Origin of the sequence: Pseudidiomarina insulisalsae (assembly GCF_003987065.1) — a bacterium.
GTDB classification, from domain to species: Bacteria; Pseudomonadota; Gammaproteobacteria; order Enterobacterales; family Alteromonadaceae; genus Pseudidiomarina; species Pseudidiomarina insulisalsae.
On sequence record NZ_PIPY01000004.1, the window covers coordinates 109,643 to 123,353 of the forward strand.

Below are 13,711 nucleotides of genomic sequence, written 5' to 3' on the forward strand. Positions count from 1 at the left end.
CTGCATTAATCTTCTAACGCGTCGAGCACCACCTGGTGATGGTCTTTGGTTTTGAATTTATCAAAGACCTTCCCGATAGTGCCGTCCTGATCGATCAAAAAACTAATGCGGTGGATACCATCGTATTCACGGCCCATAAACTTCTTCAGTCCCCAGACGCCAAAAGCTTCGGCCACCGAGTGGTCTTCATCACTTAGCAGGGTAAAGTTCAGCTCATCGCGCTCAGTAAACTTCGCCAGACGCTTAGGCGCGTCGGGGCTAATACCGATAGTCACGACATTGTGGCGGGCCAGTTCCTGCTGGTGGTCACGCAGTTGTTGTGCCTGCACGGTGCAGCCAGGTGTCATCGCTTTTGGATAAAAATAAACCAGCACTTTACCTTCTTTAAGCAAATCGGTGAGTGCTACCTGCTCCTCATTAGCGTCAGGTAACTTAAACTCTGGAGCCTTATCTCCGGCTTTCAGGGTATTCATAGTGGACCTCTTTATCAGGGTTATATCAGCTTCATTGAAACGCTGCCTATCTTAGGCAAACTAATCGCCAAACGCAAAGCGACAGGCCTTGTGTTTAACCGCGTTCAAAAGTACCATTGTCGACTTAAAAAAGATCAGGAGTAGCAATGTTAACAGGTAGTATCGTCGCGTTAGTGACACCTTTCACCGAGCATGGCAACGTCGATTACGCAGCCCTCGAAGATTTAGTCAACTGGCATGTCGAGCAAGGTAGTGATGCCCTGGTGATTATGGGTACCACCGGTGAATCAGCCACCATGAGCCACGATGAGCACGTGCTGGTGGTGAGTGCTGCCTGTGAATTGGCTGATGGTCGTATTCAGATTATTGCCGGCAATGGCTCCAACTCTACTGCCGAGGCGGTGCACCTGACCGAGCGTATGGCTAAGCTGCCTGTTGCTGGTTTTCTGAATGTAAATCCCTATTACAACAAGCCTTCTCAGCGTGGCCTGCTGGCGCATTATCGCGCCTGCTGTGACGCCAGTGATTTGCCGCAATTACTTTATAACGTACCTGGGCGCACCGGTGCCGATGTGCTACCGGAGCAGGTCGCTGAACTGGCGGAGATTCCGAATATTGTCGGTATCAAAGAAGCCACCGGGGATCTGAGCAGAGTCGCTGAGTTACGTCGCTTATGCGGCAGTAACTTCATTCTGCTAAGTGGCGATGACCCTACCGGCTGTGACTTTATGCTGCAGGGTGGCGATGGTGTTATCAGCGTTACCGCCAACGTTATGCCTGCTGTTATGAAGCAAATGGTAGATGCTGCAGTGCGCGGTAATAACGAAGAAGCAAAAGCGCTGGATGAAAAAATGCAGGCCGTACACGAAGCAATGTTCGTCCAGGCCAACCCCATTCCAGTGAAATGGGCACTGGCGTGCATGGGCAAATTAGAACCTAATTACCGGTTGCCAATGACGGAGCCGGAACTTCCGCAACAACAACATATCGAACAAACATTACAACAAGCTGGAATTCTAAGCGCGGAGTCATAATGAACGTTTTTTCTAAGGGAATTATCTGTCTGTCGACGCTGGCCCTGGCGGCCTGTAGCTTTACCCCGCGCGAGCGCGCCGAGGGTGGCTTCGACTATACCAACGTCGAGCGGACCGGCAAGTTACAGCCAGCACCAGGTAAGCAACTGCCTGCTAGTTCGCGGCAATTTGAAATACCGGACACCCAGGTGCAGGGCGCGGTCGGTCGTGACATGAATGTGTTGCCCCCGGTTCTGGTGCGCGGTACAGCGGCGGGGAGTCGCGCCAGCGATGCCAGCGAACTGACCGCCGTCGACTTTTCTGAACTGGATGGTATGGATGACTTGCCGGCCTTTACCTGGGACGGTATTAAAGCGACGTTAGCGCGTAAGAATATTGACATTGTCAGTGAGACCGAAGAACAGTCACTGACCACCGGTTGGGTGGCCGAACAGATGCTGGTCGGTGAAGACGAACTGGAAGCAACGGTCAAACGTCGCTTCGAGGTGACCATGGAAGTTCCTGATCATCGCCGAACCGCCACGGTAGTGGTCGATATGGTTGACAAGCAAGTCAGCGGACCGGGCGCGGCAATGGCGCCGGCGGGCGTCAGTGACGGCAATGCCGAAGCCAACTTGCTGAACAGCATGATTAATGAAATTGCGGTGCGCCAGCAGGGGGTCTTTGAAGCTGCGGAAGCCGCTGCCACGGTTGAAGTCAAACCGACCTTTAATGACGCCGGTTACCCTGCCTATGAGTTGAATATTGGCTTTGACGTGGCCTGGCCACTGATGGCTGATGTACTGGCTGGCCTTGGTTTTGAAATTGATGATTTAAACCAGACGGCGGGTATGTACTATCTTGAGTATATGCGTGATCCGGGCTTTAGCCTGACTTTCTGGAACAACCGTGAAGAAGGTAAGCTGGATATTCCAGATGGCTCGTATCAGTTGAATGTTAAAGGTGATGATGACACTACCACCATCACCTTGTACCAAGGCGATGAACCTTTATCCGCTGCAGATGTGGACCGTTTATACGGACCCATCGCTGCAGAAATTCGTCAGCGTAGCGCGCTGTAACTTGTGATTTAGCTGGAGAACCTGCTGCTCATGGAAAAACGTACTGAACTTTATCGTGGAAAAGCCAAAACGGTTTTTACAACTGATGATCCGGAGCGTTTGATCTTGCACTTCCGTAACGATACCTCGGCTTTTGACGGCGAAAAAGTTGAGCAACTTGAACGTAAGGGCATGATCAATAATAAGTTTAATAACTTTATTATGGCCAAGCTTGAGGCAGCAGGGGTAGCAACGCAAATTGATCGCGTACTAAGCGATACGGACACCTTGGTCAAACGCCTGGACATGATCCCGGTAGAATGCGTCGTGCGTAACTTTGCTGCAGGTAGTCTGGTGCGCCGGCTCGGAGTAGAAGAGGGCAAAGAACTGACGCCACCAACCTTCGAGTTGTTTCTGAAAAACGATGCCCTGCATGACCCGATGATTAACGAAAGTCATGCAGTGGCGTTTGGCTGGGCTTCAGCTGAGCAGCTAGGCACCATGAAGCAGCTAACCTTTAAGGTCAACGACGTGCTTAAGCAGCTGTTTGCTGATGCCGGCATGCTGCTGGTGGACTTCAAGTTAGAGTTTGGCGTCGACGCCGACGGTAACATCGTATTAGGCGATGAATTTAGTCCTGACGGTTGCCGTTTGTGGGACAAAGAGACGCGCAAAAAGCTCGATAAAGATCGCTTCCGCCAGGGCTTAGGTGGGGTTGTTGAAGCTTATGAAGAAGTCGCGCAGCGCCTGGGCGTGCAACTATAACTGATCATCTTTGTCATCACGCTCATCTGAATGCCGTTGCTTACGCGACGGCATTTTCATATGTGCGGTATGCTTTACCAGCATGATATTGCCGATCACCACGGCAAAGACAACCAGCAAAATTATCCAAAAAGCCATCCGTTATCTCCCGCAGCGGTGTTGTCGCTGCAAATGTTATCGACGTAGCGTTCTTTGAGTTCATGCATGCGCTCACATAGATAGTCGCTGCCGGCGACATCATTGTTACGCACGGCCTTGATGAGCAGCGCGGTGGTGAGTTGTTGCTGTGCTTCACTGGCGCTGCTGCGATGACTCAAATGCCAGGGTTCGGCTGCCACACCGCCCTGATAAACCCGGTAAGGAAAGAAGAAGCCAAAATCAGCGGCGTGGCGGTAGAGCCACAAGGCCAGATCATAGCAGGGGCCGCCTTCTTCATACTCCGCCGGAATAAGTTGTAACTGACGTTGCTGATCAGCAAAGGGCCGCGGGTCATAAACATCAAAATCCGTACCCCAATGATGACGACTGGCCCCCGGTAATGCGGACCAGGTCATGATGGCTTCGACCTTTTCCCCGGTGCTCAGCGAACTCGGATCAAGCAACGCGCCAGAACTGTCGTATAATGGCGCGTCACCGGAAAACTTACGATTCCAGATCTCACGCTGTCGGGCAAAGTCACGAAAGCCCGAGGCAATATCAAGTTCGATTCCGGCCTGCTGCGCGGCCTCGCGCATCGCCCGATAAGCAGCAAATACCTGGGGTTGCAGTCGCACGCTGGCACGGCAACAGGCATCACTTACTACATGACTACTTGCCTGGCCGGTAAGCTCCGCACTGTTTAGCATAAAAGCTGCTCCAGAATATTCTCGTACATGTCGGTTAAGATGACTAAATCGTCCGTTCGCACACATTCGTTAACCTTGTGAATGGTGGCATTGACCGGCCCTAACTCAATGACTTCAGCGCCGGTGGGGGCAATAAAGCGTCCGTCGGAAGTGCCGCCAGCGGTGGACAGTTGTGGCGCCTGACCGACATGGTGGCGCACCGCAGCTACGGTGGCCTGTACCAGCTCACCTTCGGCCGTTAAAAACGGCTCGCCGTTGAGCTTCCAGTCAATGGCATAATCAAGCTCATGGGCATCAAGTATGGCACAGACCCGTTGTTTTAGCTCAGCGGCGCTGCTCTCAGTGCTGTAACGGAAGTTAAAGCTGACTTTAAACTCACCGGGAATCACATTACCGGCACCCGTGCCGGCGTGCAGATTGGAAATCTGAAAACTGGTCGGTGGGAAAAACGCATTGCCATGGTCCCATTCCGTCTGCGCCAATACGGCCAGCGCGGGTGCTGCTTTATGCACTGGATTATCCGCCAGGTGCGGGTAGGCGACGTGGCCTTGCACTCCGTAAACCGTAAGCTCACCGGAAAGCGAGCCACGGCGGCCGTTTTTGACGACGTCGCCAACAGTTTTGGTACTGGAAGGCTCGCCGACCACGCACCATTTAATTTTTTCGTTCCGCGCTTCGAGTGTCTCAACAACCTTTGGTGTGCCATTGATAAACGGACCTTCTTCATCACTGGTGATGAGAAAGGCGATGCTGCCACGATGATTCGGGTTGTTGGCGACGAAGCGCTCTGTCGCGATCAGCATCGCCGCCAGGCTACCTTTCATGTCAGCAGCGCCCCGACCATACAAATAGCCATCGGCGAGCGTCGGTGTAAACGGCGGGTAATGCCAGGCATGCTCGGCACCTGCAGGTACCACATCGGTGTGGCCGGCAAAACAAAATACCGGGCCCTCAGTGCCGCGTCGCGCCCACAGATTCGTGGTATCGGCAAACTGCATGGTTTCCAGGGTGAAGCCTGCGGCAGCCAGGCGCTCACCCATAAGCTGCTGACAACCTGCGTCCTCGGGCGTGACCGAGGGGCGGGCGATCAGTTCACTGGCAAGGGCAATAATAGCATTGCTGGCAGCGACCACTGTCATCGTTCCAGCACCTGTTGCCACTGCGCTTCATCAAAGCCCACCAGCAAGTGTTCGTCCACTTCGAGTACCGGACGTTTCATAAGCGTAGGATAACGTTGCAATAACTCAATGGCGGCAGCGTTATCGTGCAACTCACGTTCGTCGTTGGTCAACTGGCGCCAACTGGCACTGCGCTTATTAATCAGCGTGTCACGGTCAACTTTTTGCAGCCAGAGGGTCAGGGTCTCGGCGTGCAAAAGTTGCTCACGCACATTTTGAAAGTCATAATTAACGTCATGTTGCTCAAGAAAACGGCGCGCCTTGCGTACCGTATCGCAGTTCGGAATTCCGTACAGTTTTACCGTCATTGTGGTCTCTTATTTTTTGAGTTGGCTCAACAGTTGCCCGACATTGTGACAAAAGCCTTGTGGATTCTCCACAGTTTGTGTGGATAACTCTGTGAGTTAGCTGCTGTGAACTAGTTAAGTCACTGAAAAATAATATAAAATCAATATGGTTAAAGCTTGACCAGGTTGATCAAAAGGACAGCAAAAGGATAAAAATGAAACATTCTCTTTGGCACGTTTTTAAAACCGGACAAGAGTACGCTGCTATCTGGCCGCACCACGCGGTCGTGGCGGCGATGACTGAAACCCGGGTCGTGCCGGCGGTGAAGTTCGCGGCGCGGTGGATGCCACCGGCGGCGGTCGTTAATTTGCTGGTTCAGTATCAGTGGTTGGGCATGAGTATGGCGCCACAGGCGCTGATCAGCTCACTGTTTTTATTATCGCTGCCAGTGCAGGGCTGGTATTGGCTGGGTAAACGCGCGCTGACGGAGCTCGATCCGCGACTGAAGCACTGGTATCTGGAACTGGCGCAAAAACTGCAGGTGCAGCCGCGGACTAAGCCCAAACGCATGGACTTAGCGCGGCTGCTCGATAAGGCGTTACGGGATTTACCGCCTGAGGAGCATTAAAGTTTAAACTCGCTCCATACCGGGGCATGATCCGAAGGTTTTTCGATGCCGCGCAGCTCATAGTCGATACCACTGTCAATCAGCTTATCAGCAAGCTCTGGGGTGGCCAGAATCAAATCGATTCGCAGCCCGCGATTGTCATCGAAGCCGCGCGAACGATAGTCAAACCAGCTGAACTGATCGGTACTATCATGATGCTGCAGCCGATACGTATCGACCAGTCCCCAGTCGAGCAGGCGGTTCAGCCATTCGCGCTCTTCCGGCAGAAAGCTGCACTTACCGGTGCGTAGCCAGCGCTTGGCATTAGCGTCGCCGATACCAATATCACAGTCCTGGTGCGAGATATTCATGTCACCCATGACCACCACGGGCTGGCTTGGATCAAGGTCTTGCTGCAGATAGTGCATCAAATCGGCATAGAATTTTTCTTTTGCCGGAAACTTCAGTGGATGATCACGGCTTTCACCTTGTGGAAAGTAGCCGTTTAAAATACGTACCCGGGTACCATCATCCTGAACCAAATCACCCATGATCATACGGCGCTGTGCATCTTCCGCGTCGCCGGGAAAACCAAACTGCGGGTTTTCCAGCGGACGCTTGCTTAACAGGGCGACACCGTAATGACCTTTTTGCCCATGGTAAATCACGTGATAACCCAATGCCTCAACGTCGGCGAGCGGGAACTGCTCGTCGTGGACTTTGGTTTCCTGGAGGCCAATCACATCGGGCTGATGCTTTTCAATGAGCGCTTGCAACTGGTGTAAACGGGCGCGAATACCGTTGATATTAAACGAAATGACTTTCATCGTTTTGCGTGTTCCCTTACCAAAAATAGAGTAGCTGATTAGCGTCTGCTAAAAACAGTCTGTTGAATGACGGCGATAAGCATATCAGAAGCCGAAATGGGGTGCGACCTTGAGGCTGTTGCAGTGCCGAAATTTGGGTATACTGGCGCCAGCATCAAAACGAACAATATGGAGAGAGCAACATGGCAACCCAGTGGTTGCAGTTACGTGCCGGCAAGCGGGCGTGGTTGCAGATTAAGGAGCAAGGGCTATCTGAGGCCGATATTAAGTTGTTGGTTGGCGCTTCAGGCGGGCCTAAATGGTTTGTCTTACAGGGCCTGGACCGCTATCTGTTTGGCGAGCTATTTGCGCAACGCGAGCAACCACTGGACTTGCTCGGTACCTCAGCCGGAGCGTGGCGCTTTGCCGCCCTGGGACAGAAAGACCCGGTTGCTGCCAGCGAACTTTTTGCCCGCCTCTACAGCACGCAAACGTACAGCGCTAAACCGGACGTGAAGGAAATTACCGATGAGGCACGCAAACTGCTGGCCGAATATATTCCCGACAACGCAGTGCAGGAAATTCTGTCGCAGGAGCGGTTTCGTCATCACTGGATTGTCGTGCGCTGCCGCGGGCTGACCGCCTCTGAAGGGAAACGGCAGCTGGTTGGCCTGCTGGCCTCAGCTGCGGCCAACTCGCTGAAACGGCGCTGGCTGGGTAAGTTCTATGAGCGGGTGATCTTTCATCACCCGGCGTCGCCGGCGACCTTTGCCGAACACTGGAATGATTTGCCGACACGCTTTGCGACCTTGTCGCAGGATAATTTTAAGCAAGCCTTACTGGCAACCGGTTCGATTCCGCTGGTGCTTGAAGGCGTGCGCGATATTCCTGGTGCGCCGGCGGGTATCTACCGTGACGGTGGCGTGACCGATTACCACTTTGACCTGGATTTTAGCGGCGTTGACGGTCTGGTGCTGTATCCGCATTTTCATCATGAGGTGATCCCCGGCTGGTTTGACAAGCGTTTAAAAAGTCGCCGTACGAGTGGAAGCTTATGGCCTAATGTGATCCTTCTGACGCCAACGCAAGAATTTATTGATTCGTTGCCCTATCAGAAAATACCTGATCGTAAGGACTTTGCTGAGCTCGACGCCAGCGAACGTATTAAGTACTGGCAAAAAGCAGTGGACCAGGGCAAGTGGATGGCGGATCAGCTGCATGACTGGATCGCCACGGACAAAATTCGCGATCATGTGCAACTTTGGCAATAAAGTTGCCGATTGCAGTGACAGATGAGGTAAGACATGGACTATCGCGGTTTTCCTGACTTCTCCCACGGCCAGGCAGATAAAATCGGTGTATTGGTGACGAATCTGGGTACGCCCGATGCGCCAGATGCCCCTTCGCTACGACGTTATCTGAGACAGTTTCTGGCTGACCCCCGGGTGGTCGAAGTACCACGTGCGCTGTGGTGGTTAATTCTTAACGGCGTCATTCTGCGCATTCGTCCGCGGCGTTCGGCAGCTGCCTACAAAACGGTGTGGACCGAGCGAGGCTCGCCTTTGTTGTTTCATACCAAAGATCAGGCCGCGAAGCTGCAACAAAAATTGCAACAGGACTACGGCGATAACGTAGTGGTGGGTTACGCCATGCGCTATGGCTCACCCGCCATTGGCACAGTGATTGACGAAATGCTTGAGGCAGGCGTACGCAAGCTGGTGTTATTACCGCTGTATCCGCAGTATTCAGGAGCGACCACTGGCTCAACGTTTGACGCGTTAGCCCATGATTTTACCCGTCGACGCTGGTTACCTGACTTTCGCTTTATCAGTCATTACCATGATGATGCCGGTTACATTAAAGCGTGTGCGGCGCAGATTAAAGCATTCTGGACACAGCACGGGCAACCGCAAAAACTGATTTTTTCTTATCATGGTGTGCCACTGAAATACCTGCAAAAAGGCGATCCTTATCACTGTGAGTGTCACAAAACCTCGCGCCTGATTGCCAACGAGCTGGGGCTCGGTAACGAAGACTACCTGACCACCTTTCAGTCACGCTTTGGCCGCGAGGAATGGCTAAAACCGTACACCGATGCGACGTTAAAAGCGTTGCCTGAACAAGGCGTGAAAAATGTGCAGGTAGTTTGTCCCGGCTTCAGCGCGGACTGTCTTGAGACCATTGAAGAGATTGGCGAAGAAAACCGCGAGTACTTTGAAGAAGCCGGCGGCGAGTCTTATGCTTATATTCCGGCGCTCAACGCGACTGATGCGCATATTGACGCACTCGCTGCAATAGTGCAACGTGAGTTACAGGGATGGCAACTAACGCGCGATGAACAACAAAGCGCGGAGCGCGCACAACAGCTGGAAAAAGACTACGGATCCATTTAGCGAACGAAAGAAGGAGCAAGAGCGACTGTGGTAAGCGACAATGGACAGGAAAGTTTAGCACAGGTAGTTCAAGCCTTAGTGTCGGAGCACCCGGGAGAAACGGGGGTGCTCCCTCTGGTTGAGGCCCGCGAGGCATTTGCAGCGCGCATTTTGCTCGCAGAGCAAGCCCAGCACCAGTTGGACGTGCAGTATTATATCTGGCGCCATGATATTACTGGCACGCTGTTGTTCGAAGCCCTGCATGAGGCGGCTGAGCGTGGCGTGAAAGTACGTTTGTTACTGGATGATCTCAGTACTGTTGGCCTTGATGCCACACTCAAGGGCTTGCACCAACATCCGAATATCGAAGTCCGCTTATTTAATCCACTGAAGCTGCGTCGCCCCCGCTTTATTAATTATCTGTTTGAGTTCCGGCGGCTGAACCGCCGTATGCATAACAAGGCTTTTATTGCTGATGGTCAGATGGTCATTAGTGGCGGTCGTAATATTGGCGATGAATACTTCGGTGCTATCCGCAACCTGCTGTTCGCCGACTTAGACGTCATGTTTATTGGTGACGTGGTCGATGATGTACAACAGGACTTTGACCGTTACTGGGACAGCGAGCCGGCGGTACCCTTAGATGAATTGTACAGCTTGACTAAGCCGCAAGATTTGTCGGTGTTGCAAAAAATTGCCGCGCGCTACAAGGACGATCCAAAGGCACAGGAGTATGTGAAGGCCATTGAGGAACTGCCATTTCTGAGCAAACTAAAAGCGCAGGAACTGGAGATCATCTGGGCGCGAACGCAACTCATCAGTGACTCGCCGGAAAAGGCACTGGGCCGCGCGAAACCGCAACAGATGGTGCCGCATCAGTTGCAACAAGCTATCGGTTCACCACAGTCACATGTCACTCTGGTCTCTCCTTATTTTGTTCCCACCAAGGCCGGGATAAAAGAGCTGATAGCTCTGGCGCGTCGGGGGGTACAGATTATTATTCTGACCAACTCGCTGGAGGCAACGGATGTGGCGGTGGTACACGCCGGTTATGCCAAGTGGCGACGCACGCTGTTAAGTCATGGAATTCAGCTGTTTGAAATGCAGTGCCTGACGCCGCTGGCAAGAAAGGACGCGCGCAAACAACGCCGCCAACGCCTCAAAGGTAAAGAGCGTTTTGGTAGCGCCGCCTCAAGCTTACACGCCAAGACCTTTATGGTCGATATGGCACGGGTCTTTATCGGCTCACTGAATTTCGATCCGCGCTCGGCCGCGATCAATACTGAGCTTGGCTTTTTAATGCATAGTAAGGCGCTGGCTGGCAGCCTCGAAAAGGCGATTGTGGAAACCTTACCCCATTACGCTTATCAGCTACGATTAATTAAGAACAAAATTGTCTGGGTGGAGCATTTAGGCGAACAACGCTCTTACTATAAGTCCGAACCGAATGCTTCTATCTGGCGCCGTTTGGCGGTGCGCATTCTGGAACGCTTACCGATCGAACGTTTGCTGTAATCACTCTGTTCTTTGAGGGGAAGTGCAATGCGGTTAACATTTTTAGGAGCCAGTGAAACGGTTACCGGCTCGAAATACCTGCTCGAAACTGAAACAACACGTGTGCTGATTGACTGCGGTCTGTTTCAGGGTTACAAGTGGCTACGCGAGCGTAACTGGCAGCCGTTGCCACTGGGCATTAACGAGGTCGATGCGGTGGTATTAACGCATGCGCACCTTGACCATTCGGGCTTTTTACCGGTGCTCTATGAGCATGGCTTCCGTGGCAGGGTTTATACGCACCATGCCACCGTGGGCTTATGTCAAATCTTATGGCCAGATAGTGGGCGTATTCAGGAAGAAGACGCGAAGTTTTATAAAAAGCATCGCTTGAGCAAGCATGCCGAGCCGCGGCCTTTGTATGATGAAGCCACTGCTAACGCGGCACTAAAGTTACTGCACGGAATAAACTACGACGCGCCCTTCAGCGTCGGCGATATACAGTTTCAGCTGCAGCCAGCCGGACATATTCTCGGCGCCGCGTCGGTCGTCGCCGAACACCAGGGAACGCGGATTGCATTTAGTGGCGATGTGGGTCGCCCGAACGATATTATGATGAAACCGCCGCGCCCGTTGCCCGAGGTGGACTATGTGTTGCTTGAGTCGACCTATGGCGATCGCCGTCACGACGATGGTGATCCCTGGCAGCAATTAGCCGAAGTCGTCAACGAGACGGCGGCGGCTGGTGGAGTACTGATGATTCCCAGCTTTGCCGTAGGGCGCGCGCAGCTGTTACAGCACATGCTGGTCACGCTGATGGCGGAGAAACGGATTCCGCGGTTACCTATTTTTCTCGACAGTCCAATGGGCATCCAGGTGTCGGAACTTTATGCTGAGCAACATGACTACCATCGTCTGACGCAACAACAGTGTGATGCGGCTGAACAACAGGTGATCTACAGCCGCAGCGTGGAAGATTCCAAGGCCATCGCCAAACAGGGCGCGCCGCATATTATTATTGCCGGCAGTGGTATGGCGACCGGTGGACGCATTCTGCATCATTTTAAGCACTGGCTCGGTGATCATCGCAGTAGCGTATTGTTTAGTGGACATCAGGCGGGCGGTACCCGGGGCGCGAAAATGCTGCAGGGCAATGAACGGATTAAAGTGCATGGCGAGTGGCTGCCAGTGAAAGCCAGAATTCGTCAGCTCGATGGTTTGTCCGCCCACGCGGATTATGCGCAATTAGGCGACTGGCTGAAGCAATCAGCATTGCCGCAACAGGTGAAGATTTATCTGGTGCACGGTGAGCCTGACGCGCTTGAGGCGATGTCGGACTATCTGAAGCAGACCAGTTCTTATGATGTACACATTGCGGCATACCGGGAGGTACTGCATTTCTAGACCAGCTGCCGGACGCTGGCTTATTAAGCGATCGTCACCATCACGACCAGTGTGGTGATGATCGCCAGAATGAAGTTTAATACCATTCCCTCACGGGCCATATCTTTCACTGTCAGGCGCTCCGATGAGAACACGATGGAGTTCGGTGGGGTTGCCACAGGCAGACAAAACGCCGTGCTGCAGGCAATGGTGGCGGGAATCATCAGTAGTTGGGGTGGTAACTCAAGCGCAATTGCGGCAGCGGCCATAATCGGCATCAGTAGCGTCGCCGTGGCCGTATTCGAGGTCACTTCGGTCAGAAATGATACACTCAGAGTCAGACAAAATATCAGTAACCAGAGAGGTAATGCGCCGAGCCCGGTCAAGGCTTCGCCAATGCGCTCACTCAGACCACTGCTGATAAAGCCCTGCGCCAGTGCAATACCGCCAGCAAAGAGTAACAGGATACCCCAGGGAATCGATACGGCAGCGTTCCAGGTCAATAAGGAATCGCCCTTTGAGTCGCGCACCATAAACATCACCAGCACCCCGGCGATGGCTACCGTGGCGTCGCCGACAGCGGTCAGGCCCGTCAGTGCCGTCCAGCCACCAAACGGCGTGGTGCGCGTCACCCACAGCAGCACCACCACAGCAAAAATCGCCAGTACTCGTTTTTCGGCCGATTGCATAGGTCCTGGCGGCTCAATACTGAGCGCGACCACATCATTAACCTTGCGGGATAACCACCAGGCCATCAGTGGAATAGCCAGTACCACTAACGGAATGCCGACTTTGAGCCAGTCGGTAAAGCTAAATGACTGGCCAGTGGTGGTTTCATATACCGAGGCAAAGATTAAATTCGGCGGAGTACCGACCAGGGTGGCAATACCGCCTACCGATGCCGAATAAGCCAGTCCGAGCAGCAAAGCGCGCTGAAAGGGCGCATCGTCGCAGGCATCGGCAAGCGCCAGTGCTACCGGCAACAGAGCGAGCACAGCCGCGGTATTACTAATCCACATGGACAGCAGGGCAGTGGCCAACATAAAAGCAAAAAGCATGCGTTTGCCGTGGCCATTGCCGACCGTATGGACCAGTCCCAGGGCGAGCCGACGGTGGACACCGCTTAATTCAACCGCTTTCGCCAGCATAAAGGCAGCCATGAATAACCAGATGATCGGGTTGCCCATGGCGGCGGAAACGTCGTTGAGTGAGCTGATACCACCCAGCGGCAACAGTACAAAAGGCAACAGTGAGGTGACGGGGAGGGGCAGCGCTTCACTGATCCACCACCAGGCAATCCAAACTGTTGCAGCTAAGGTCCAGGCAGGCGCATGAGAAAAATCGGCGAGTGAGAGGGTGGCAACATAGACCATGACAGCGGCAAATGGCGCCAGCAGAAGATGCCAGTTATGCATAACACGATGCC

15 protein-coding genes are annotated in these 13,711 nt (G+C 53.2%); 8 read left to right on the top strand and 7 right to left on the bottom strand.

What is annotated here, in order from left to right:
• Positions 1-5: 5 nt before the first annotated feature.
• On the bottom strand, positions 6-473 hold the full coding sequence (bcp, locus tag CWI71_RS04775; RefSeq protein ID WP_126754131.1) for a thioredoxin-dependent thiol peroxidase: 468 nt from the start codon (positions 471-473) through the stop codon (positions 6-8).
• 146 nt (positions 474-619) lie between these two features.
• Between bcp and dapA the strand changes: the two genes are divergently transcribed.
• The 3 genes from dapA to purC are packed head-to-tail and all read left to right on the top strand — an operon-like array spanning position 620 to position 3,312.
• On the top strand, positions 620-1,507 hold the full coding sequence (gene dapA / locus CWI71_RS04780; protein WP_126754132.1) for a 4-hydroxy-tetrahydrodipicolinate synthase: 888 nt from the start codon (positions 620-622) through the stop codon (positions 1,505-1,507).
• Positions 1,507-2,568: an outer membrane protein assembly factor BamC gene (gene bamC / locus CWI71_RS04785; protein WP_126754133.1), complete on the top strand. Its 1,062-nt coding sequence runs from the start codon at positions 1,507-1,509 to the stop codon at positions 2,566-2,568. The genes dapA and bamC overlap by 1 nt, the downstream gene beginning before the upstream one ends.
• Before the next feature lie 30 nt (positions 2,569-2,598).
• Positions 2,599-3,312: a phosphoribosylaminoimidazolesuccinocarboxamide synthase gene (gene purC / locus CWI71_RS04790; protein ID WP_126754134.1), complete on the top strand. Its 714-nt coding sequence runs from the start codon at positions 2,599-2,601 to the stop codon at positions 3,310-3,312.
• On the opposite strand, the gene CWI71_RS04795 is transcribed toward purC, so the two are convergent.
• From CWI71_RS04795 to CWI71_RS04810, 4 genes are read right to left on the bottom strand one after another with little or no spacing between them, the layout of a single operon-like run.
• Positions 3,307-3,450, bottom strand: coding sequence for a DUF2897 family protein (locus tag CWI71_RS04795; RefSeq protein ID WP_126754135.1), 144 nt, complete (start codon positions 3,448-3,450; stop codon positions 3,307-3,309). The genes purC and CWI71_RS04795 overlap by 6 nt on opposite strands.
• The gene (locus CWI71_RS04800) at positions 3,435-4,157 is read right to left on the bottom strand and encodes a M15 family metallopeptidase (protein WP_126754136.1); all 723 of its coding nucleotides are present in this window, start codon (positions 4,155-4,157) and stop codon (positions 3,435-3,437) included. Before CWI71_RS04800 ends, CWI71_RS04795 begins: the two co-directional genes overlap by 16 nt.
• On the bottom strand, positions 4,151-5,296 hold the full coding sequence (gene dapE / locus CWI71_RS04805) for a succinyl-diaminopimelate desuccinylase (RefSeq protein ID WP_126754137.1): 1,146 nt from the start codon (positions 5,294-5,296) through the stop codon (positions 4,151-4,153). Before dapE ends, CWI71_RS04800 begins: the two co-directional genes overlap by 7 nt.
• Positions 5,293-5,643, bottom strand: coding sequence for a Spx/MgsR family RNA polymerase-binding regulatory protein (locus CWI71_RS04810; protein ID WP_126754138.1), 351 nt, complete (start codon positions 5,641-5,643; stop codon positions 5,293-5,295). Before CWI71_RS04810 ends, dapE begins: the two co-directional genes overlap by 4 nt.
• A gap of 194 nt (positions 5,644-5,837) precedes the next feature.
• On the opposite strand from CWI71_RS04810, the gene yfbV reads away from it, so the two are divergent.
• Positions 5,838-6,251 carry a terminus macrodomain insulation protein YfbV gene (gene yfbV / locus CWI71_RS04815; protein WP_241967624.1) on the top strand — a complete coding sequence of 138 codons (414 nt, stop codon included), beginning with the start codon at positions 5,838-5,840 and terminating at the stop codon, positions 6,249-6,251.
• On the opposite strand, the gene xthA is transcribed toward yfbV, so the two are convergent.
• Positions 6,248-7,057 (bottom strand): exodeoxyribonuclease III, encoded by an 810-nt coding sequence (xthA, locus tag CWI71_RS04820; protein WP_126754140.1) that lies wholly within the window; start codon positions 7,055-7,057, stop codon positions 6,248-6,250. The two genes, yfbV and xthA, sit on opposite strands and share 4 nt — an antisense overlap.
• A gap of 182 nt (positions 7,058-7,239) precedes the next feature.
• On the opposite strand from xthA, the gene CWI71_RS04825 reads away from it, so the two are divergent.
• The 4 genes from CWI71_RS04825 to CWI71_RS04840 are packed head-to-tail and all read left to right on the top strand — an operon-like array spanning position 7,240 to position 12,306.
• A complete protein-coding gene (locus CWI71_RS04825; protein ID WP_126754141.1) occupies positions 7,240-8,307 on the top strand; it encodes an alpha/beta hydrolase in 1,068 nt (355 codons plus the stop codon).
• 33 nt (positions 8,308-8,340) lie between these two features.
• The gene (gene hemH / locus CWI71_RS04830) at positions 8,341-9,429 is read left to right on the top strand and encodes a ferrochelatase (protein ID WP_126754142.1); all 1,089 of its coding nucleotides are present in this window, start codon (positions 8,341-8,343) and stop codon (positions 9,427-9,429) included.
• A 27-nt stretch (positions 9,430-9,456) separates the two neighbouring features.
• Entirely contained in the window at positions 9,457-10,923 is a 1,467-nt protein-coding gene (locus CWI71_RS04835; RefSeq protein WP_126754143.1) for a phospholipase D family protein, read from the top strand.
• 27 nt (positions 10,924-10,950) lie between these two features.
• Complete coding sequence (locus CWI71_RS04840; RefSeq protein WP_126754144.1) at positions 10,951-12,306, top strand: MBL fold metallo-hydrolase RNA specificity domain-containing protein; 1,356 nt, start codon at positions 10,951-10,953, stop codon at positions 12,304-12,306.
• Between the two features lie 23 nt (positions 12,307-12,329).
• Here CWI71_RS04840 and CWI71_RS04845 read toward each other — a convergent pair whose 3' ends face one another.
• Positions 12,330-13,700 carry an SLC13 family permease gene (locus CWI71_RS04845; protein ID WP_126754145.1) on the bottom strand — a complete coding sequence of 457 codons (1,371 nt, stop codon included), beginning with the start codon at positions 13,698-13,700 and terminating at the stop codon, positions 12,330-12,332.
• Positions 13,701-13,711: the final 11 nt, after the last annotated feature.